The organism is Bacillus halotolerans (assembly GCF_001517105.1).
Lineage (GTDB): Bacteria > Bacillota > Bacilli > Bacillales > Bacillaceae > Bacillus > Bacillus halotolerans.
In genome coordinates this window covers 619,237-641,118 of sequence record NZ_LPVF01000010.1, presented here as the reverse complement: position 1 = coordinate 641,118, position 21,882 = coordinate 619,237, and the positions used below count along the sequence as shown (strand labels likewise).

The 21,882-nt window shown below is 42.1% G+C and carries 21 protein-coding genes and 2 pseudogenes; 18 read left to right on the top strand and 5 right to left on the bottom strand.

What is annotated here, in order from left to right; genetic code table 11:
• Positions 1–38 precede the first annotated feature (38 nt).
• The 3 genes from AU387_RS20660 to AU387_RS13570 all read left to right on the top strand — a co-directional run bounded on the left by AU387_RS20660 (position 39) and on the right by AU387_RS13570 (position 1,818).
• Positions 39–197 (top strand): LysM peptidoglycan-binding domain-containing protein, encoded by a 159-nt coding sequence (locus AU387_RS20660; RefSeq protein WP_095532962.1) that lies wholly within the window; start codon positions 39–41, stop codon positions 195–197.
• Between the two features lie 112 nt (positions 198–309).
• Positions 310–1,245 (top strand): glycosyl hydrolase family 18 protein, encoded by a 936-nt coding sequence (locus AU387_RS13575; RefSeq protein WP_059335891.1) that lies wholly within the window; start codon positions 310–312, stop codon positions 1,243–1,245.
• A gap of 282 nt (positions 1,246–1,527) precedes the next feature.
• Entirely contained in the window at positions 1,528–1,818 is a 291-nt protein-coding gene (locus tag AU387_RS13570) for a DUF3219 family protein (protein ID WP_044156116.1), read from the top strand.
• A 120-nt stretch (positions 1,819–1,938) separates the two neighbouring features.
• On the opposite strand, the gene AU387_RS13565 is transcribed toward AU387_RS13570, so the two are convergent.
• Complete coding sequence (locus tag AU387_RS13565) at positions 1,939–2,124, bottom strand: YkvS family protein (RefSeq protein ID WP_003232446.1); 186 nt, start codon at positions 2,122–2,124, stop codon at positions 1,939–1,941.
• Between the two features lie 164 nt (positions 2,125–2,288).
• On the opposite strand from AU387_RS13565, the gene AU387_RS13560 reads away from it, so the two are divergent.
• The 5 genes and pseudogenes from AU387_RS13560 (at position 2,289) to AU387_RS13540 (ending at position 7,566) form a co-directional block, all read left to right on the top strand.
• Entirely contained in the window at positions 2,289–2,483 is a 195-nt protein-coding gene (locus AU387_RS13560) for a hypothetical protein (RefSeq protein ID WP_010334023.1), read from the top strand.
• A gap of 297 nt (positions 2,484–2,780) precedes the next feature.
• A pseudogene (locus AU387_RS13555) lies at positions 2,781–3,409 on the top strand (cell wall hydrolase).
• 117 nt (positions 3,410–3,526) lie between these two features.
• Entirely contained in the window at positions 3,527–4,864 is a 1,338-nt protein-coding gene (ykvU, locus tag AU387_RS13550) for a sporulation protein YkvU (RefSeq protein WP_024121188.1), read from the top strand.
• Positions 4,865–4,913: 49 nt separating this feature from the next.
• Positions 4,914–5,414: an endospore biogenesis thiol-disulfide oxidoreductase StoA gene (stoA, locus tag AU387_RS13545; RefSeq protein WP_044156112.1), complete on the top strand. Its 501-nt coding sequence runs from the start codon at positions 4,914–4,916 to the stop codon at positions 5,412–5,414.
• Positions 5,415–5,652: 238 nt separating this feature from the next.
• Entirely contained in the window at positions 5,653–7,566 is a 1,914-nt protein-coding gene (locus AU387_RS13540; RefSeq protein WP_059335890.1) for a heavy metal translocating P-type ATPase, read from the top strand.
• A gap of 31 nt (positions 7,567–7,597) precedes the next feature.
• Here AU387_RS13540 and AU387_RS13535 read toward each other — a convergent pair whose 3' ends face one another.
• Complete coding sequence (locus AU387_RS13535) at positions 7,598–7,813, bottom strand: hypothetical protein (RefSeq protein ID WP_044156111.1); 216 nt, start codon at positions 7,811–7,813, stop codon at positions 7,598–7,600.
• 162 nt (positions 7,814–7,975) lie between these two features.
• Here AU387_RS13535 and papB point away from each other — a divergent pair, with 162 nt between their 5' ends.
• Positions 7,976–9,070 carry a di/tri-peptidase gene (papB, locus tag AU387_RS13530; protein ID WP_059335889.1) on the top strand — a complete coding sequence of 365 codons (1,095 nt, stop codon included), beginning with the start codon at positions 7,976–7,978 and terminating at the stop codon, positions 9,068–9,070.
• Positions 9,071–9,123: 53 nt separating this feature from the next.
• On the opposite strand, the gene AU387_RS22230 is transcribed toward papB, so the two are convergent.
• On the bottom strand, positions 9,124–9,249 hold the full coding sequence (locus AU387_RS22230; RefSeq protein ID WP_010334030.1) for a hypothetical protein: 126 nt from the start codon (positions 9,247–9,249) through the stop codon (positions 9,124–9,126).
• A 106-nt stretch (positions 9,250–9,355) separates the two neighbouring features.
• Here AU387_RS22230 and AU387_RS13525 point away from each other — a divergent pair, with 106 nt between their 5' ends.
• The 7 genes from AU387_RS13525 (at position 9,356) to splB (ending at position 17,093) form a co-directional block, all read left to right on the top strand.
• Positions 9,356–10,321, top strand: a complete 966-nt coding sequence (locus AU387_RS13525) for a LacI family DNA-binding transcriptional regulator (RefSeq protein ID WP_044156108.1) — start codon at positions 9,356–9,358, stop codon at positions 10,319–10,321.
• Between the two features lie 61 nt (positions 10,322–10,382).
• The gene (gene glcT / locus AU387_RS13520) at positions 10,383–11,249 is read left to right on the top strand and encodes a glucose PTS transporter transcription antiterminator GlcT (RefSeq protein ID WP_059335888.1); all 867 of its coding nucleotides are present in this window, start codon (positions 10,383–10,385) and stop codon (positions 11,247–11,249) included.
• A gap of 231 nt (positions 11,250–11,480) precedes the next feature.
• Positions 11,481–13,580, top strand: a complete 2,100-nt coding sequence (gene ptsG, locus AU387_RS13515) for a PTS glucose transporter subunit IIABC (RefSeq protein WP_059335887.1) — start codon at positions 11,481–11,483, stop codon at positions 13,578–13,580.
• A gap of 98 nt (positions 13,581–13,678) precedes the next feature.
• On the top strand, positions 13,679–13,945 hold the full coding sequence (locus AU387_RS13510; protein ID WP_010334034.1) for a phosphocarrier protein HPr: 267 nt from the start codon (positions 13,679–13,681) through the stop codon (positions 13,943–13,945).
• Complete coding sequence (ptsP, locus tag AU387_RS13505) at positions 13,945–15,657, top strand: phosphoenolpyruvate--protein phosphotransferase (protein ID WP_059335886.1); 1,713 nt, start codon at positions 13,945–13,947, stop codon at positions 15,655–15,657. The genes AU387_RS13510 and ptsP overlap by 1 nt, the downstream gene beginning before the upstream one ends.
• A gap of 90 nt (positions 15,658–15,747) precedes the next feature.
• Positions 15,748–15,987 (top strand): splAB operon transcriptional regulator SplA, encoded by a 240-nt coding sequence (splA, locus tag AU387_RS13500; protein ID WP_044156104.1) that lies wholly within the window; start codon positions 15,748–15,750, stop codon positions 15,985–15,987.
• A 77-nt stretch (positions 15,988–16,064) separates the two neighbouring features.
• Positions 16,065–17,093 (top strand): spore photoproduct lyase, encoded by a 1,029-nt coding sequence (splB, locus tag AU387_RS13495; RefSeq protein WP_059292876.1) that lies wholly within the window; start codon positions 16,065–16,067, stop codon positions 17,091–17,093.
• Here splB and AU387_RS13490 read toward each other — a convergent pair.
• Positions 17,086–17,787 carry a GNAT family N-acetyltransferase gene (locus AU387_RS13490; protein ID WP_082687909.1) on the bottom strand — a complete coding sequence of 234 codons (702 nt, stop codon included), beginning with the start codon at positions 17,785–17,787 and terminating at the stop codon, positions 17,086–17,088. The genes splB and AU387_RS13490 overlap by 8 nt on opposite strands.
• A gap of 157 nt (positions 17,788–17,944) precedes the next feature.
• Here AU387_RS13490 and AU387_RS13485 point away from each other — a divergent pair.
• Positions 17,945–19,913: pseudogene (locus AU387_RS13485) on the top strand (methyl-accepting chemotaxis protein).
• A gap of 107 nt (positions 19,914–20,020) precedes the next feature.
• Positions 20,021–20,914, top strand: a complete 894-nt coding sequence (locus AU387_RS13480; RefSeq protein WP_059335885.1) for an NAD(P)-dependent oxidoreductase — start codon at positions 20,021–20,023, stop codon at positions 20,912–20,914.
• Positions 20,915–20,953: 39 nt separating this feature from the next.
• On the opposite strand, the gene AU387_RS13475 is transcribed toward AU387_RS13480, so the two are convergent.
• Entirely contained in the window at positions 20,954–21,733 is a 780-nt protein-coding gene (locus AU387_RS13475) for a CAP domain-containing protein (RefSeq protein ID WP_059335884.1), read from the bottom strand.
• Positions 21,734–21,882 lie beyond the last annotated feature (149 nt).

Below are 21,882 nucleotides of genomic sequence, written 5' to 3'. Positions count from 1 at the left end.
GAGAGTAATATAAATGAAGGGAAAAAACCAAAACAGAAGTGAAAAGAACGCCTCGTTATATGGAATTTCCCGTGACAGATGAAGTATATTGTGTGGAATCCGACGATACATTATGGACGATTTCAAAATCCTTTAATATTCCGGTACAACAACTTATGAATCTTAATAAGCTTTCTTCAGATAGAATTTATCCCTGACAAATGATAAAGATAAGAGAAAGGTAATTTATGAGGTTTCGGAAACGAAACAAATTGGAATGGTCAATTATTTGGTAAAACTTGATATCTTTGAGAATGAAGGGGTTATGAGATGTTTCAAATGAGCTATTTCTACTCTGGATTAGGTTATGATATTATTCAGCACGTTGATCAAACGAACGGAGTATTAAAAGTCGTGTCTCCTGACTTTTTCTATATCAGAAAAAATGGATCACTACTTCTCCGTTCAGCTAATCCTGATGTGATTAAAGCTCTTCATAGAAGAAAATTAAAAGTAGTTCCTTTTTTAAGCAATCATTGGAATCAGGATTTGGGTCGAGTTGCGTTAAAGAAACGAGTGGTTTTGGCTAAACAAATTTCTAATGCAATAGAAGAGCTGAATCTAGACGGCGTCAATATCGATATAGAAAACCTTACAGAGAAAGATCGGCAGGCATTTACGGATTTCGTTAGATTAGTAAGAAAAGGTATTCCTAGGCACAAAGAGGTATCAGTTGCAGTGGCAGCAAATCCTTTTGGCTGGACGAAGGGCTGGCACGGATTATATGATTATGAGAATTTAGCTAAACATGCGGACTATCTAATGGTTATGGCCTATGATGAAAGCCGCCTTGCTGGGCCTACTGCAAGTGTAGGATGGGTGGAAAAGTCCATTCAATATGCTCTAGCCCAAAAAATCTCTCCCAAAAAACTGGTTTTAGGATTGCCTTTCTATGGCCGTTGCTGGATGCAAGACCAATCTAACTCACAAGCCATTTCACTTTACCTTGTTAACTCATTAGTAAAAAGGCATAACGGTACAATTATTTTTGACATAAAGAGTCAATCTCCAAAAGCTGTTTTTACGATCAAATACGATAAGAAGGATCTATTACCTCCAGGAACATATACATTATGGTTCGAAAATGAACAGTCACTCAGAGCAAAAACAAAACTTGTTCAAAAATATAACCTAAAAGGTCTTGGCAGCTGGAGTCTTGGACAAGAAGATTCGCCAGTCTGGAATAGAGTGTTTAAAAATATATAAGCGGAGGCGGTTAATAATCATTAATATAGTTTCTCCTGCGGAATGCAGGGGATTTTATACATAAAAAAGACGAGTGAATCCGGGGGGAATGCCACTCGTCACCTTCTAATGAAAAGACGGGATGCTGGATGGCAGCTCGTCTGTTTTATTATAAAATATCGAACGTATGTTTGTAAAGGCGTCTTTTTTAAAGAAATGGTTAAAATAATGCTCAAAACAGATTCATTGTAAACCTTAACGAGATTATGTTAAGATGCATGAACTGATAAGGAGTGATACAAAGTGAAAACATTGCGTTTAAACGATGTCACGTTAGAAATGTCAACATATCAAGAAGAGAGCGAGCCGAAGCGGAAAATTGCCTTTACCTTACACGTTACCAGTGAGACTTATCATGATATCGCTGTGCTGTTATATGAAAAGACATTTAACGTCGAAGTTCCGGAACGGAATCTTGCCTTTCGCGGTGAAATCACAAATTATTCAACGTCATTGACCAACCTGTACGAAGCGGGAGCCGTGAGTGAATTTTATATCGAAATAACGGAAACGGACACGAACGCCGATTCATAATCGGTGTTTTTTTATGTAAAAAGCTGCCGGCCGGCAGCTTTTGAGAAAGCTAATTTGATATGTAAGGTGTTTAATTGTTCGTCTTGCAGTTTTTGCGAATGCGTGTGGATGAAGGAGGATTTAATAGGAGTCTCTGATGATCTTGTAATTTTTATGATTAACAACAGTCAGTGAATCTAGCTCAAGATCCCGATAGTTATCCATAATGGTAACATCTACGATAACAGAATTCTCATTAACTTTTTCAACAACACCGGTTAATCCGTTTTTAAATTCAATGACGTTTCCGACCTTAGCGATTTTCACAAGCTTCCTCTCCTTTAAACATAATAATTCCTTTTGAAAGTATTAAACAGTATTTTTATTGAGAAGTAAAGCGATAAGGAGTTTTATCGTCCTAAGGAATTGTCCTGGCCCAGGAAAAATGATATATTGATTTTCGTTCAAAGATTGAAAAGGGGGAGTTTTGATTGCGTCCCGAAGACATAACAGAACAGATTGAACAGCTTCGTACTGGTGAAATAAAAGAATTGAGAGTCCAAAAAGAACACTTTCTTGATTTCAGGGCCGTTTTATCGAAACAGGACGATTTTAAGCATTTCCGAGGCATTGCCCAGCAAGGCGGAGATGTGGTGTTTCAATATTTAGAACAGCCAAGAAGCTAAAAGGTTTCTCATAAGTGAGAAGCCTTTTTATCATATATGACAGAACGCCGGACTTTTATTACAAATGATGTAACAGACGTAAACAAAATGTAAAATTACAAAAATGGATAAATATGCTTTGAAATGACAAGATTTATAGAAAATCAGGCTGTTTTTTTGCCATTAATCAGTGCGTCACCCGGTATATTCCATCCTGATACCTGTTTGGGAGAGTTGGAAAATCTTTTTCCGTGAAATTGATTTGATCTCTTGTTAAGGTTATGAAGTGTTTTTTGAGCACTTTAAGGAGGAAACTGTATGACGACAAAATTTACTGCGCTAGCTGTTTTTCTTCTTTGTTTCATGCCTGCTTCGAAAATTGAACATACACAAGCTTCACTACTGAACACAAAGAAGACAAAACATGAAGAAGCTAAGCTGCTTACCCATATAAATCATGACACAGACACATCTTTCTCTTCACTGTCTGCTGATGAGGACAAGAAAAAAATAAAGCCGATCAGGCTATCAGCGAACACTGAAAAAAAGAAAACGAACAATCAGAGAAAACGAATGAGAAGAAAGAAACTTATTCTGAGTCTGAAAAAGAATTGCTTTCCCGACTCGTTCACGCAGAGGCGAAGGGCGAATCATATGAAGGCAAGGTCGCTGTTGCAAGCGTTGTGCTGAACAGGACGGATAAGAACGGCTTTCCCGATACAATCAGAGGAGTTATTTATCAGAAAAATGCCTTTGAACCTGTCGCAAACGGAAGCATTAATCAAGAGCCTGACAAAGAATCAATTGAGGCTGTTGAAGAAGCGATGTCATCTAAGGACAGAGAAACAGAAGCCCTTTTCTTTTATAACCCGAAAACGGCGTCAGATGACTGGATTCGCTCAAGGAAAATCATTGAAAAAATCGGCAGGCATGTCTTTGCCATATAAGCATAGAAGAGACCATTCGTCTCAGCTGTGCTTTTTTTTATAGAAAGAGTAAAAATAAAATAATTTTTGAACTTGTCTCATATGATGTTGGTAGTACAAGAGACAAGGAGAGACATCATGAATCGATTTGTAAAAGGGATTATTCTTTTATCCATTGCCGCCTTTTTCGCCGAATGCCTTGAATTTGTCGTGAATATGATTTTGGCGCGCGAGCTTGGCGAGCACGGGATGGGGCTTTACATGAGTATTTTGCCTACCATCTTTTTAATTATTGTCATCGCAAGCTTGGAGCTGCCAATATCAATTTCTAAATTTATCGCTGAATCAAATCCAAAGCTCCATGAAAGCATGCTGAGGCACGCCTTTCGAATGACAGCTGTTTTCACAGCCTTTTCCACCGCCGCCGCCAGTATTGCGCTTCCTTTTATTCCGGTGTTTGATACATATCATCCGTTTATCAAAGGAATTGTCATCGGCTTGATTCCTATTGTCGCCTTTACGTCAATTGCCAGAGGTTACTTTATGGGTGTGCAAAAAATGGGGAAGATCGCAATCGCTAATGTACTGAAAAAAATCATTCAGCTGTTGTGCTTGTTCATCTTCTTTCAATGGTACTCGTTTGAGCTGGACATGGCTGTGCTAATTTCGCTGTTTGTCCTTGTCGTGAGTGATGTGATCGTGCTTGTTTACTTGTATTCACAGTTTATCCTGGCAAGACGTGCGGTATCGGTTCAGCAGCATATCCATTTGCGCGGAAAAGATGTTAGAAAAAGACTGCTTGCCGTATCGATTCCGACAACCGGACTGCGCATTTTCCACGCCGTAGTCAACGCCATTGAACCCTTTTTAGTAAAAGGAGCGCTTTTGGCAGCGGGCGTTGCCGGGACAACTGCCATCGATCAATACGGCATGCTTGCCGGAGTGGCTGTGACGATAGGGTCGTTTCCTGCTTTTATCGCCCATTCGTTAATGGTCGTCATGATTCCCAGTATTTCTGAAGCTTATTCTCTCTCACAATATGACATCGTATTAAAAAGGCTGAAGCAGTCGATCTTTATTACGTTGGGATATGGTATACCGGCTGTCTGGATCATGTTCCAGTTTGCGGAGCCCCTGACCCATCTGTTTTTTCACTCTCCTGAAGCACAATATTATTTGCAGCTTTTGTGGCCGTACTTTCTCTTTCATTTATTTGTGATGCCCCTTCAGGCATGTTTAATCGGGATGGGCTTTGTCAAAGAAGCTTTTTATCACAACGTGTGGAGCCATCTCGTTGCGCTGAGTATGATGTATGTGCTGGGTTCAATGGAAAATCTGCAAATGCTCGGGATTATCCTTGGGATGAATACAGGTATGATTTTGCTGACGAGCCTACACTATACAACGATTTGCAAAGCGCTGCGTGTATCTGTTTTTCTGACGGGAGGAAACCGAACGCCGCGGATTGAAGGATGATAAATCTCTAGCGGGGCAAGCTATTTGAAAAGCATGAAAGGAAGATTCCATGTTGACAAAACGCTTGCCCCTCACTATTTGCCTGATCTTATTTGCTATAATTTCATGGCTGCCTCTATCGGCACAGGCTGCCACTAAACAGCCTGCTGTTCCTGCGGTTTTTCTCATGAAAACGATAGAGGGGGAGGATATCTCCATCCCAAATAAAGGACAGAAAACGATCCTGCATTTTTGGACTTCATGGTGTCCGCCCTGCAAAAAGGAACTTCCTCAGTTCCAATCATTTTACGAGGCTCATCGATCTGACAGTGTGAAGCTGGTAACGGTCAATTTAGTGAATTCAGAACAAAATCAGCAAGTCGTTGAAGACTTTATCAAAGCAAACCATCTGACCTTTCCGATTGTTCTCGACACAAAAGGGGATTTAATGAAGGAATATCATATTATAACGATTCCCACCTCGTTTTTGCTGAATGAAAAGGGTGAAATTGAAGAAACAAAAGTGGGGCCGATGACGGCTGAACAATTGAAAGAATGGACGAAAGAATAAGCTGAGAGCGTAGCCTTTCAGCTTTTTTGTCATATAATGAAAGGTGAATAGATGTTAATGATAATTATTATCAAAAAGAAATTAAAATAATTATAATTGAAATTCTTTTTCTACATGCTATAATTAAGAAAGACATCATGGGATAATCAACGATGAAGCTGCCTTCTGGGCGGCGATTTTGTTTTTTATAAGAGAAATGAAGATGATTTACATTCTCAATTAGGGAGGAGAATTCGATATGAATGAACAAGTGATGCTTCAACAAGATCAGCATCAGCCATTAAAGACAGAACAGCCAGAAAAAAGCTGGACCCAGCATGCGGAACTTATCGCAGCCCTTGTGTCAGGTGCTCTTATTTTAGTAGGCTGGCTCCTTTCCTCACATCAGTTGTTATCGGTAACGCTATATTTGCTGGCCTTTGTCATCGGCGGATTTGCTAAAGCGAAAGAAGGAATCGAAGAAACGCTCGAATCCAAAACACTGAATGTTGAGCTTTTAATGATTTTCGCTGCCGTAGGTTCCGCATTGATTGGGTACTGGGCAGAGGGTGCCGTTTTAATCTTTATTTTTTCCTTAAGCGGAGCTTTAGAAACATACACGATGAATAAAAGCAGCAGGGATTTAACTTCTTTAATGAAGCTTGAGCCTGAAGAAGCAACGCTGATTGTAAACGGCCAAACCAAAAGAGTATCGGTTGCAGATATTAAGGCCGGGGATACGATTGTTATCAAACCTGGAGAACGGGTGGCAGCTGACGGAATCATTGAATCTGGTTCTACAAGCCTTGATGAGTCAGCGTTAACGGGCGAATCGATGCCCGTAGAAAAAAACGCCGGCGACGCTGTGTATACGGGAACTGTTAATCGAAACGGCTCCTTGACCGTCCGTGTTACAAAAGCAAGTGAAGATTCTTTGTTCCGAAAGATTATCAAATTGGTGGAATCTGCGCAAAACAGTGTGTCACCTGCGCAAGCTTTTATCGAACGATTTGAAAATGCATATGTAAAAGGCGTTCTGATCGTGGTGGGGCTGCTGTTGTTTGTGCCGCACTTTGCACTTGGCTGGAGCTGGAGTGAAACCTTTTATCGCGCGATGGTATTTATGGTGGTGGCGTCACCTTGCGCACTTGTCGCGTCCATCATGCCGGCAGCGCTGTCCTTGATTTCAAATGGCGCCCGCAACGGCATGCTAGTGAAAGGAAGTGTGTTTCTTGAACAGCTGGGATCTGTGCAAATGATCGCTTTTGACAAAACGGGGACTGTAACAAAAGGTCAGCCCGCGGTTGAGACGGTCAGACTGGCGGAAGGGTACGAAGAAACGGAAGTGCTTGAAGCTGTCTATGCGATTGAGAAGCAGTCCAGCCATCCGCTCGCGCAAGCCATTGCCGGCTATGCTGAAAGCTACGGCATCAACCAGTCCGGCTACATATCAATCGAAGAAACGTCAGGCTTTGGTGTAATGGCTGAAGTGGCGGGTGCCAAATGGAAAGTCGGAAAGGCAGGATTTATTGGGGAAGAATTGTCAGCACAATTTTTGAAACAATCTGCATCAGATATCATTCAAAACGGCCAAACCATAGTGTTTGTGAAAAAGGACGATCAAATTGCCGGCTGTATCGCTTTGAAAGATCAAATCAGACCTGAAGCAAAAGAAGTCATGGATGAACTGAGCCGTCTGGGGATTAAAACGGCCATGCTGACGGGAGATCACGAGGACACGGCTCAAGCGATAGCGAAGGAAGCGGGAATGACAACAGTTGCAGCAGAATGTCTGCCTGACCAAAAAGTAAATGAAGTGAAACGATTAAAAGAAGAATTCGGGACGATTGCAATGGTCGGAGACGGAATCAACGATGCGCCGGCACTAAAAGCGGCGGATGTCGGCATTGCAATGGGCGGCGGAACAGACGTGGCCCTTGAAACTGCTGATATGGTGCTCATGCAAAACGATTTGAAAAAACTCGTAAAAATGTGCCGTTTATCACGGAAAATGAACAGGATTGTAAAGCAGAATATCGTATTTTCTCTCGCGGTCATTTGCCTGCTAATTTGCGCAAATTTTTTACAGGTGATGGAATTGCCGTTTGGCGTTATAGGCCATGAAGGAAGTACGATTTTGGTGATTCTAAACGGTTTAAGGCTTTTAAAATAAAAAACAGCGGTCCAAATGGGCTGCTGTTTTTTTATGGATCAAGTTTTACCTTCCTTTGCTTTTTCTCTTGATCCGGCCTTTTCATCACAATGATGAGAGCCAGGATGCAGCAAAGGAAGCCGGCTGCACAGCCTATGATAGAGCTGTAATAATAAAAATCCACCAGCTTCATACCGACAAAAGGAGCGGAAATTCCCGCAACTGTTAATAGAACAACTGCCTTACGTCTGAAAAAATTCATCAGCAAACGGAACAACTCCCTGCGATTAACTCTCCTCTCAGTATACAAGATGACCGGCAGGAAATAAAATGATGGAAAACGGAAAGTCGCTGTGAAAGGCAAACACCCGTAAAACCTGTTACAATATATAAAGAACAACGCATGGCAAAAGGCAGGGAGGAACAAGAAATGAATAGAATACAACGCGTCTCTTCATGGCTGAAGGAAGCGGGGCATACTGCCGCATTTATTCATACGAAAGAAAATGTATTTTACTTAACCGGTTTTTATACAGAGCCGCATGAACGTGTAATGGGTTTGTTTATCTTTCAAGAGGAGGAGCCATTTTTCGTTTGTCCGGGAATGGAGGCAGATCAGGCCCGAAATGCCGGATGGAATCACGAAATTATTGGATATGCCGATCACGAAAATCCATGGGAGCTCATTGAAAAAGCACTCAAAAAACGAAATATCAGCATACATACGCTTGCCGTAGAAAAGGATTCAATCTCGCTTTCGCGTGCTGAACAACTGAAGCATTCAGCTGGAGGGGCTCAATTTGTATCAGCAGAAGAAACACTTAACCAGTTTCGTCTGATTAAAGAGGAGCATGAAATTAAATTGCTGAAAGAGGCGGCGAAGCTTGCCGATTTTGGTGTTGAAGTCGGGACAGCTGCTTTGCGTGAAGGCATCAGTGAGGTGGAAGTTCTCGCTCAGATTGAGTATGAGTTGAAGAAAAAAGGAATTCAGGGCATGTCTTTCTCGACAATGGTGCTATTCGGGAAAAAATCAGGTCAGCCTCACGGAAATCCGGGAACAGCCACATTAAAGAAAGGCGATTTTGTCTTGTTTGACCTGGGTGTTATTATGGACGGCTATTGCTCTGATATCACGCGAACCTTTGCTTACAAAACAATCAATCCGAAGCAGGAAGAAATTTACGAGACGGTGCTCCTAGCGGAAAAAGCCGCGATAGAAGCAAGCAAACCAGGCGTGAGAATCGGAGATCTGGACTTAACTGCCCGCGGAATCATTGAAAAAGCCGGATACGGAGAATATTTCCCTCACCGGCTGGGCCATGGTCTCGGCATTTCAGTGCATGAGTACCCGTCGATGAGCAAAGCCAATGACACGCTGCTGCAGGAAGGAATGGTTTATACAATCGAACCGGGCATTTATGTGCCGGATGTTGGCGGCGTACGCATTGAAGATGACGTTCACGTAACAAAAGACGGGGCGGTTGCGCTTACTCAATATCCGAAGGAATTAACAATATTGCCGTAACAGGCAGAGATAAAAAAGGACTTTGTTCTCGACATCGTCCTTTTTTATCTGTTTTAAATAAAAAAATCATCAAACGTCCGAAATGGTTTCACTTCATGTTTTTGATTGAGCGGTCTTACAGCCAGGCAGCTTCCGCCCAGAACGGCCAGACATAATCCAATTAAAATGAAGAAACCCATTTATATCTTCTCCTTTCAGCAAAAAACCATCTAATCTGTCGGTACGTTCTTATCGTATTGTATGAAACGCATTCCAGATCAAGGGAAATCAGAAAGAAGGGAATTTATGGCTAATATTAAAGACATTGCAGAAAAAGCCGGTGTCTCCGTTACGACGGTTTCCAGAGTCATAAACAATCATCCTTATGTAAGTGAAGAGAAAAGAAAAAGAGTGCTTGAAGCAATGGAAGTGTTGGAGTACACAAGAAATGTCCACGCTGTGCATTTGTCGAAGGGGTTTTCAAACATGATCGGTGTTGTAATGCCGACGATCGGCCTTCCTTATTTTGCGGAACTGATGGCGGGAATTTCAGACACTGCCGCAGAGTCAGGCATTCACCTCTCTTTATTCCAGACAAATTATGATGTCAAGAAAGAAATCTTTGCGCTGTCCCAATTAAAACAGCGCCAGGTTGACGGTTTGATTTTTTGCTCGAAGGCGCTGTCTGATGATAAGCTCAAGGAGTGGGAAGGGCCGATATTGCTTTGTCAGAATTCAAATAAGGGCGGGTTTCCCACAATCAGCATTCCTCATCAAGCCGCATTCCGGGACGGACTCGACTATTTAATCGCCAAAGGGCACAAAAAAATAGCGATTTGCTTAGCGAGAAAAAAAGGCATGAACAGTTATTTTCGCATCAAAGCATATAAAGAAGCATTGGAAGAGATCGGAGAAACATTCAATGAAGAATGGGTGATTGAGAAAGCGATTACAATGAACGATGGAAAAGCGCTTTTTCATAAATGGAACAACTGGAGGGAAAGGCCGACGGCTATTTTTGTCGCCAATGATCAGGTATCGGCAGGGCTTTTACTCGAAGCGAAAGCTCAGCAAGTGTCTGTTCCGGGTGAACTTGCGATCTTAAGCTTTGATAACCATGAAATCAGCCAATTGCTTGGGATATCAACTATCGATATTCAAGCGAAGGAAATGGGCAAGCAGGCGTTTGCCATGCTGGAAAAAAGGATTCAAGGTCAGCCGATTGAAAGCAGGGTTCTTGATTACCGTCTCATTGAAAGATCGACTGTTTAGTGAAAGGATGAAAAAAGGTTTGACGCGCATTCCGTTCGTTATGTACGATATGAGGTATTGAATGACAAAGGAGCTGAGGATCGTGAATGGGTCCTTTACAGTGAAAAAGGTACTGAATAATAACGTATTAATTGCTTCTCATCATAAATACAGTGAAGTAGTTTTGATCGGAAAAGGAATTGGTTTCGGGAAAAAACAAGATGATGTGATTGAAGATAAAGGGTACGATAAAATGTTCATTTTAAAGGACGAAAAGGAACAGAAGCAGTTTAAAAAGCTCCTCGACTATGTTGATGAAAAGCTTGTTGATATTTCAAACGATGTCATATATCACATTAGCAATCGGACAAACCGTTCACTAAATGAACATATTCATATTGCACTGACTGACCATATTGCATTTGCAATCAAAAGGCAGCAGCAGGGCTTTGATATGAAAAATCCTTTTTTAATGGAGACGGAGTCACTTTATCCGGATGAATATCAGATTGCCAAAGAAGTCATTGAAATGATCAATAAAAAAGCGGGCATCTGCCTTCCGGAAGGGGAGATCGGTTTTATCGCTCTGCATATTCATTCAGCCCTGACGAATCGCCCGCTGTCCGAAGTCAATAAGCACTCTCAGCTGATGGCGCAGCTTGTAGAGGTGATTGAAGACTCGTTTCAAATGAAAGTAAATAAGGAAAGCGTCAACTATTTACGGCTTATCCGGCACATCAGATTTACGATAGAAAGAATTAAAAAAGAGGAACCGACTAAAGAACCAGAAAAATTAATGTTGTTATTGAAAAATGAATATCCGCTATGCTACAATACAGCTTGGAAATTGATTAAAATCTTGCAGCAAACATTGAAGAAACCAGTTCATGAGGCGGAAGCGGTTTATCTCACGCTTCATCTGTACCGATTAACCAATAAAATTTCATAAATTCAGTTTATCCTTTAAAAACGTGTTACTGATCCGATCAGGCATGAGTGATTGAGGGGAAAAAACGGGAAGATCATTCTCGTTCTTTTGCGCACCCTATTTTGCTCATGCCTTTTTTGTTGTGTAAAAGGGCAAATGTAAACGGTTAAACTGGAAGACTTACGCCTGTGAATTCGTTGTCATGATTTTTAGCTGTAAGGTCAGACTAGTAAAAAGAGGAGGTCAATTCTTATGTTTAAAGCATTATTCGGCGTTCTCCAAAAAATCGGGCGTGCGCTTATGCTTCCAGTTGCGATTCTTCCTGCGGCGGGTATTTTGCTTGCGATCGGGAATGCAATGCAAAACAAGGACATGATTCAAGTCCTGCATTTCCTAAGCAATGACAATGTTCAGCTCGTAGCGGGTGTGATGGAAAGCGCTGGGCAGATTGTTTTCGATAACCTTCCGCTTCTTTTCGCAGTAGGTGTAGCCATCGGGCTTGCCAACGGAGATGGAGTTGCCGGGATAGCAGCAATTATCGGTTATCTGGTGATGAACGTATCCATGAGTGCGGTTCTTCTTGCAAACGGAACCATTCCTTCCGATTCAATCGAAAGAGCCAAGTTCTTCACTGAAAACCACCCGGCATATGTAAACATGCTCGGCATACCTACCTTGGCGACAGGGGTATTCGGCGGTATTATCGTCGGTGTGCTGGCGGCATTGTTGTTTAACAAATTTTATACAATTGAATTGCCGCAATATCTTGGTTTCTTTGCGGGTAAACGTTTCGTACCGATTATTACGTCAATTTCCGCACTGATTCTGGGTCTTATTATGTTAGTGATCTGGCCTCCGATCCAGCATGGATTGAATGCCTTTTCAACTGGATTAGTGGAAGCGAATCCAACTCTTGCTGCATTTATTTTCGGTGTCATTGAACGTTCGCTTATTCCATTTGGTCTGCATCATATTTTCTACTCGCCATTCTGGTATGAATTCTTCAGCTACAAAAGTGCAGCCGGAGAGATCATCCGCGGGGATCAGCGCATCTTTATGGCGCAGATTAAAGACGGCGTACAATTAACAGCAGGTACGTTCATGACAGGTAAATATCCATTTATGATGTTTGGTCTTCCTGCTGCAGCGCTTGCGATTTATCATGAAGCAAAACCGCAAAACAAAAAACTTGTTGCAGGTATTATGGGTTCAGCAGCACTGACATCCTTCTTGACAGGGATCACAGAGCCATTGGAATTCTCTTTCCTATTCGTTGCCCCTGTCCTATTTGCGATCCACTGTTTGTTTGCAGGGCTCTCATTCATGGTCATGCAGCTGTTGAATGTTAAGATTGGTATGACATTCTCCGGCGGTTTAATTGACTACTTCCTTTTCGGCATTTTACCGAACCGGACGGCTTGGTGGCTTGTCATCCCTGTTGGTTTAGGGATTGCGCTTATTTACTACTTCGGATTCCGATTTGCGATCCGCAAATTTAATCTGAAAACACCAGGCCGTGAGGATGCTTCAGCTGAAACAGCAGCATCCGGGAAAACAGGAGAAGCAGGCGACCTTCCTTACGAGATCCTGCAGGCAATGGGTGACCAGGAAAACATCAAACACCTTGATGCTTGTATCACTCGTCTGCGTGTGACAGTAAACGATCAGAAAAAGGTTGATAAAGACCGTCTGAAGCAGCTTGGCGCCTCCGGGGTTCTGGAAGTGGGCAACAATATTCAGGCGATTTTCGGACCGCGTTCTGACGGATTAAAAACACAAATGCAGGACATCATCGCTGGACGCAAACCAAGACCTGAACCGAAAACATCCGCTGAGGAAGAAGTAGGGCAGCAGGTTGAGGATGTCATTGCAGAACCGCTGCAAAATGAAATTGGCGAGGAAGTCTTTGTTTCTCCGATTGCTGGAGAAATTCACCCGATTACTGATGTTCCTGACCAAGTCTTCTCAGGAAAAATGATGGGTGACGGCTTTGCGATCCTTCCTTCTGAAGGCATCGTCGTTTCTCCGGTACGAGGAAAAATATTAAATGTTTTCCCGACAAAACATGCAATCGGCCTGCAATCCGACGGTGGAAAAGAAATTTTGATCCACTTCGGCATTGATACGGTCAGCCTCAAGGGCGAAGGGTTTACGTCTTTCGTATCAGAAGGGGACCGCGTTGAGCCTGGACAAAAGCTTCTTGAAGTTGACTTGGACGCAGTAAAACCGAATGTACCGTCTCTGATGACACCGATCGTATTTACGAACCTTGCTGAAGGAGAAACAGTCAGCATTAAGGCAAGCGGATCAGTTAACAGAGAGCAAGAAGACATTGTGAAGATTGAAAAATAAGGGTATATAGTACGCTGTGCTTGTCAGATGACAAGTACGGCTGTATGATATAATATTGTGAAGTAATATAGCTTTAAGTTAAAAGGAGAATGATAAAAATGGCACAAAAAACATTCAAAGTAACTGCAGATTCTGGAATTCACGCTCGTCCTGCAACAGTTCTTGTACAAACTGCAAGCAAATACGACGCTGACGTTAATTTAGAATATAACGGCAAAACTGTAAACCTTAAATCAATCATGGGTGTTATGTCTCTTGGAATCGCTAAAGGCGCTGAAATCACAATTTCTGCTGCTGGCGCTGACGAAAACGATGCTCTTAACGCTTTAGAAGAAACAATGAAAAGCGAAGGACTCGGCGAGTAATGCAAGAATTAAAAGGGATTGGTGCTTCAGCCGGCATCGCGATTGCAAAAGCGTACCGGCTTGAAGAGCCAGATTTAACGGTTGAAAAGAAAAACATCTCTGATTCTGAAGCGGAAGTAAGCCGTTTTGATGAAGCGATTGCACGTTCTAAAGAAGAGCTCGAAAAAATCAAAGAGCATGCTTTGAAAGAACTGGGTCAGGATAAAGCTGATATTTTTTCTGCTCACCTTTTAGTTCTCAGTGACCCTGAGCTTCTGAATCCTGTGAAAGAAAAAATCAGCTCTGATTCTGTAAACGCTGAATTCGCTTTAAAAGAAACGTCTTCTATGTTCGTTACCATGTTTGAATCTATGGATAATGAATACATGAAAGAGCGTGCGGCAGATATCCGCGACGTAACAAAACGCGTAACGGGCCACCTGCTTGGCGTTGAAATTCCAAACCCAAGCATGATTTCAGAAGAAGTTATTATTATAGCTGAAGACTTAACACCGTCTGACACAGCTCAATTAAACCGTGAGTTCGTAAAAGGATTCACAACTGATATCGGCGGACGCACATCTCACTCTGCCATCATGGCGCGTTCTCTTGAGATTCCTGCAGTTGTCGGAACGAAAGCGGCTACAGGCACGATCCAAAACGGCGTGACTGTTATCGTTGACGGTATTAATGGCGATGTCATTATCGATCCTTCTGCGGAAACTGTAAAAGAGTATGAAGAAAAACATAACGCTTATTTAGCTCAAAAAGCTGAGTGGGCGAAGCTGGTCAATGAACCGACTGTATCAAAAGACGGTCATCATGTAGAGCTTGCAGCGAATATCGGTACTCCTGATGATGTGAAAGGTGTTCTTGAAAACGGCGGAGAAGCAGTTGGTCTTTACCGTACAGAATTCCTTTACATGGGAAGAGATCAGCTGCCTACAGAAGATGAGCAGTTTGACGCTTACAAAACGGTTCTTGAGCGTATGGAAGGAAAATCAGTTGTCGTTCGGACACTTGATATCGGCGGAGACAAAGAGCTTCCTTACCTGCAGCTTCCTAAAGAAATGAACCCGTTCTTGGGCTACAGAGCGATTCGTCTTTGCCTTGAAGAGCAAGAAATCTTCAGAACACAGCTTCGCGCGCTGCTTCGTGCAAGTACATACGGAAACTTGAAAATCATGTTCCCTATGATTGCGACAGTTAACGAATTCAAAGAAGCGAAAGCGATCCTTCTTGAAGAGAAAGAAAAGCTTGTCAAAGCGGGACAAACTGTATCTGACGACATCGAAGTCGGTATGATGGTTGAGATTCCGTCAACTGCAGTTATCGCTGATCAGTTTGCTAAAGAAGTTGACTTCTTCAGTATCGGAACAAATGATTTGATCCAATACACAATGGCAGCTGACCGTATGAATGAACGTGTATCTTACCTGTATCAGCCATACAACCCTGCAATCCTTCGCTTAATTACACTTGTAATTGAAGCGGCACATAAAGAAGGAAAATGGGTCGGCATGTGCGGAGAAATGGCAGGAGATGAAATTGCGATTCCGATTCTTCTTGGCTTAGGCTTAGATGAGTTCTCAATGAGCGCAACTTCTATCCTTCCGGCAAGAACACAAATCAGCAAATTGTCTAAACAAGAAGCTGAGTCATTCAAAGAGAAAATCTTATCTATGAGCACGACAGAAGAAGTTGTCGCGTTCGTAAAAGAAACATTCAAGTAATGCACAAAAACCAGACGGCCTCCGGCCTGTCTGGTTTTTTTCATAATCAGGGATGCAGCGGGGCACAATAACATGGCTAGGAGGGATAGAATGTCAAACGAATTTAACGCAGGAGATACAGTCTACGTCATCTACAGAAATCCGCACGCCGCCAATGTTGCTCATATAAAGGAAGCTGAAATTGTGCATCACCCATACCATGAGGGTGAGCTTTCCCTGTTTATATTTGAAACCTACCATCCGTTTGCCGAGGATGATGCTGTTTTTGCAAGCTATGAAGAAGCAAAAACGCTTTACAAAGAATTATTTGATATCGATCCGTACGAGTAACAAGGAAAACATTACAACTCATATCCTTTCCGCCTTATGAGAAAAGTAACGGTAGAAAAGGAAAAGGATGTGGCACCATGCAGAACCCATTTGTTCCGCAGCTCGTTTATATTGAACCGAGAGCAATGGAATATCCATTGGCACAGGAATTACATGATAAATTTGAAAAAATGGGCATCGAAATCAGAGAAACGACGTCCCATAACCAAGTGCGCAATATTCCTGGTAAAAACCATCTTCAGCAATACCGTAATGCAAAATCAACTTTAGTAATCGGTGTCCGAAAAACATTAAAGTTTGATTCTTCAAAACCGTCAGCTGAATATGCGATCCCGTTTGCGACAGGCTGTATGGGGCATTGCCATTACTGCTATTTACAAACCACAATGGGAACAAAACCCTATATCAGAACCTATGTAAATGTCGAAGAAATCTTGGACCAGGCGGATCAGTATATGAAAGAACGTGCACCGGAGTTTACAAGGTTTGAAGCTTCATGTACCTCGGATATTGTGGGCATCGACCATTTGACACATACGCTCAAGCACGCCATTGAACATTTTGGACAGAGTGAGCTTGGCAAGCTCAGATTTGTCACGAAGTTTCACCATGTTGATCACCTTTTGGATGCGAAACATAACGGGAAAACAAGATTCAGATTCAGCATAAATGCTGACTATGTGATTAAGAATTTTGAGCCGGGAACCTCTCCTCTCGATAAACGTATTGAAGCGGCTGTAAAAGTAGCGAAAGCAGGCTACCCGTTAGGCTTTATTGTTGCGCCGATTTACATCCATGAAGGCTGGGAGGATGGATACAGACATCTGTTTGAAAAACTTGATGCCGCTTTGCCGCAGGATGTCAGACATGATATTACCTTTGAATTGATTCAGCATCGATTTACGAAGCCGGCGAAACGAGTCATTGAGAAGAATTATCCAAAAACAAAGCTTGAGTTAGATGAAGAAAAGCGGCGCTATAAATGGGGACGCTACGGGATCGGAAAATATATTTATCAGAAAGATGAAGAGCATGTGCTTCGAGAAACGCTTGAATCTTATATCGATACGTATTTTCCTAATGCAAAAATTGAATATTTCACGTAAACGGGCTGTCAGCTTTACAGCTCGTTTTTTCATAAAAGGGATTTTTCCACTCCATCAACACCCCGTAATTCAAGGATTCTTCATCGTCCAAATAATTGCTGACGATGCAGAGCGGTGAACGGCCGCAATGGAGGAGAAATGACAGTACAGGATCTTTCTTTTTTCCTTCTATAACATCCTCTACATATTGTGAAGCACTGATCTCATGTGCGTACTTATGATAAAAAGGAATACGTCCGCCGCCGAGTAACCGTTCCATTCGCTTCTCAACGGCTAATTCATACATCGTATTCATCAGCCATTTTCCTATTCCAAGCTTCCGATAATGCGGTGAAACCGAAATATCCACTACGTATAACGTATTTGCCTGCGGATCATGACATGTAATATAGCCGTTATCAGTTGTCTCCGCCCATGTATGCTCGGGAGCATCGGGTTCAAAATGCACGATAAGAGAAGTCATCGAACCGACGATCTCACCATTAACCAGCGCGCATAAGGCGCCTTCCGGAAAGGTGTTGATATGGCTGGCAAGCTGTTCTTCTGACCACAGCAATTCCTGCGGGAATGGAGGGGGAAAACACTCTTTCTGAAGAGAAAGCAAGCCCTCTATGTCTGTTCTCAAATAATTTCTGATCGTCAGCCGCTCAAATTTAATGCCATTATGGACATACATCTGTTTAAAAATGATAATCACTCTCCTTGTGCTGTTTATTATATCGTAATCCAAACTGCTGAAACACATATAGTTAGAATTTTCAGTAAATATCTTGTGATTTCAATATAATTTATATTATGATTATTCATTTTTTGGGTGAAAAGGCCGATATAGAAAATAGGAGGGGATTGGTTTGTTTAAAAAACTTCACATGAAGATTGCTGTTTTCGTTTCTATCATGTTAATCGTCACAGTTGTTCTTTTGATGCTTTCTTCTTACCTGACGTTAAAACCGATGATTACAGAGGATGGGAAAAACACGACACAAAACGTAACAAACTCGCTTGAACAAAATATCGAACTGCAATTAAAGAGTTATGACATTTCGCTGTTAAGATTGGCAAATGGAGAGTTAACACGTGCGTTTGTGACAAATTCAAGTAAAGAAGCTGCCAGGCTGTTTAATGATGACATTAAACAAATTAAAGAAAACGATGATTATGTGGCGATGGCCTATATAGGCACCGCAAAAAAAAGAAATGTTTACATATCCGAAAGCAGAATTTGCAGAAGATTATGATCCGGTTTCTAGACCATGGTATAAGCGCGCGGCTGAAACACCGGATAAAGTCGTCTGGACGGAACCCTATAAGGATGTCGTGACGGGAGAAATGATCGTCACAGCCTCAAAAGCAATTCTTGACGGGCAGAAGGTGATAGGCGTTGCCAGTTATGATCTGAAACTTTCTTCCATCCAGACCATGGTAAATAAGCAAAAGGTGCCATACAATGGATTTGCTTTTTTAGCTGATGCAAGCGGCAATCTTTTAGCACATCCGTCAAACCAAGGAAAAAATATCTCCAAGGACCAAACATTAAAAACCATTGCATCTGACAAAAACGGGATACAAGATGCAATGGGAAAAATGATTGTGTATCAAACGGTTGGAGAAACGGGATGGAAAGTCGGAACACAATTTGACACAAATAAATTAATGTGGATTTCAGATAAAATGAATCGGGCGAACCTTTTCATCTCACTCATCGCGCTGGCGGTGACGATTATTCTCAGCTACTTTCTCGCCAAAACAATAACCGGGCCGATCCAGCAGCTGATTGCAAAAACAAAGGCCGTCTCTGCAGGCGATTTGACAGTACAGGCAGAGTCAAAGACCAAGGATGAAGTCGGCATGTTAACAAGAGACTTTAATCAGATGGTTGAAAACATGAAGGAAATGGTGGAACAAGTCAGACATTCTTCAGGAAAAGTGTCTGACACCTCTGAACAATTAACAGCTGTCTCCGCTGAAACCAATGAAACGAGCGGACAAATTGCAAAAGCGATCGAAGAAGTGGCAGCAGGGGCAACGGAACAGGCTTCAGAAGTAGAGACCATTAACGAAAAATCAGAAAACCTGTCTGCTAAAATCAGACGAATTGCTGATCAGGCAGGCGGCATGAAAGCACGTTCAAAATCCTCAGAGGACGCAAGCTATAAAGGGCTTGACGCGCTCGGCCAGCTGCTGATGAAATCAAACGAAGCCAATACGGAAACAAAGAAAGTCGAAACGATGCTGCTGGATTTGGAAAATCAAACGAAGAATATTGAAGAAGTGGTTACTGCGATTTCAAATATTTCGGATCAAACCAATTTACTTGCCTTAAATGCCAGTATTGAAGCAGCCAGAGCCGGTGAAAGCGGACGCGGATTTGCAGTCGTGGCTGAAGAGGTGCGGAAGCTTGCCGAGCAGTCAGCGCTTTCCACCAAGCATATCAGTGAGACAGTGAAGCTGATTCAGCTTGAAACAAAAGAGGCTTCTCATGCAATGGTTGAAGCAAGTAAAATGAATGATGAACAAAACAGCGCAATTCATGAGACTGGTGAAGTATTAAACACCATCACCGCGGAAATGCAGTCACTTGTCCAAGGTATTGATCAAATTTACGAAGAAATACAAAGAATGAGTGAAGAACAGCTTGCCATTTCTGAAGCGATTCAAAGCATCTCGGCTATATCACAGGAATCGGCTGCTGCAGCGGAGGAAGTCAACGCCTCAACCGATGAACAGCTGATCACGCTTGAGAAAGTCAAACACTCAACTGATACATTAAAACATGCAAGCCAAGAGCTTATGAACGCTATTGCTAAATTTACATTATAATCAACATTGATACCCAGGACTTTTTCAAGTTTTGGGTTTTTTATTTTTTAGACTCTACTATATGATTACTAGATATGGTAGTCTAGAAAATGATAAATTTTAACTAAATGAAATCTAACGTCTGGGGGAATTTACTTGAAAAAACAGTCGGTTTTATCGGTCTTGGAGTAATGGGAAACAGTATGGCTTCACATATCCTTAAAGATGGACATCACGTATTGGTGTATACCCGGACAAAAGCAAAAGCGGACAGCATACTGGAAAAAGGCGCGGTGTGGAAAGACACTGTAAAAGAACTATCGAAAGAAGCGGATATCATTATTACAATGGTAGGCTATCCCAGTGATGTAGAAGAAGTGTATTTCGGCAGCAGCGGAATTATTGAACATGCTAAAAAAGGTGCGTATCTCATTGATATGACGACTTCCAAACCGTCGTTAGCCAAAAAAATTGCGGAGGCAGCCAAAGAAAAATCATTATTTGCCTTAGACGCACCTGTTTCAGGAGGTGACATCGGCGCGCAAAACGGAACACTGGCGATTATGGTCGGAGGAGAAAAAGAAGCGTTTGAAGCTTGCCTGCCCATCTTCACTTTAATGGGAGAGAATATTCAATATCAAGGGCCGGCAGGAAGCGGGCAGCACACAAAGATGTGTAATCAAATCGCGATTGCAGCAGGTATGATCGGTGTAGCCGAAGCGATGGCTTATGCCCAAAAATCAGGCCTTCAGCCGGAAAATGTCCTGAAGAGCATTACAACTGGAGCGGCAGGAAGCTGGTCATTGTCAAATCTCGCCCCGCGTATGCTGAAGGGTGATTTCGAGCCAGGATTTTATGTAAAGCATTTTATCAAAGATATGGGAATTGCCTTAGAGGAAGCTGAATTAATGGGTGAAGAAATGCCAGGCTTGTCGCTTGCGAAATCATTATATGACCAACTTGCCGCACAAGGAGAAGAAAACAGCGGGACTCAAAGCATTTATAAGCTTTGGGTGAAATAAAAAGAGATTGCCTGTCCAAAACAGGCAATCTCTTTTTTATTATTTTCCGATGAATTGCTGTGTCCAGTAGCTGCCGGATTCAACATAACCGACACCGATGTGTGTGAAGTTAGGGTTAAGAATGTTTTTTCTGTGGCCCTCACTGTTCATCCAAGCTTTTACTACTTCTTCAGGTGTTTTTTGTCCTTTAGCAATGTTTTCACCAGCTGTTTTGTAGCTGATTCCGAAAGATTTCATCATATCAAACGGTGAGCCGTACGTTGGGCTTTGGTGATCAAAATAGTTCTTGTCTTTCATATCCTGTGATTTTGCATGTGCAGATTTGCTTAATGTTTCATCAATTTGAAGCGGTTTTAAACCTTGTTTTTGTCTTTCTGCATTTGTCAGCTCAACAACTTTTTTCTCATATGCACTTACAGATGAAGGTGCAGCTGTTGTTGTATTATTGCTTGTTTTTTCAGGAGTAGCCGGTGCTTTAGCAGCAGTGCTTTTATCAGCAGCGGCTTTTTCAGGAGCCTTTTGGGCTGGCTTTGCAGCTTCCGGCTTTTGAACATCCTGAATCTTCATGTTGGATTGATTCGCGTGCTTTTGAAGAAGCTTCTCGAGCTCTTTTTCGTTAGCCGCGTTTAGTGTTTTTATATTTGTTTTAATATGTAGCTTTTTCACTACATCATTAAGTGTAAGGTTTTGCACTGTGTTCCCCGTTTTGACCGTTACCACAGGCTGGCAGGAGAGTTCTTTCGCTGATGCTTGCTGTACGCCTCCGAATGTGAATAATCCAACCGCAGCGGCAGCAGATAAAATAAATGCTTTTTTCATTAGTTCGTAACCTCCTAGAGTTGTTTGTTTTCTACAAAAAAATCATAACATAGCTTTTTTGTCATAAAGAATCCATCACTTTCCTTTGACAAATGGTGTTTGTCATTTTTGTAATCAAAACGCGCTGAACCGCTGATGGCAAGCGAGTA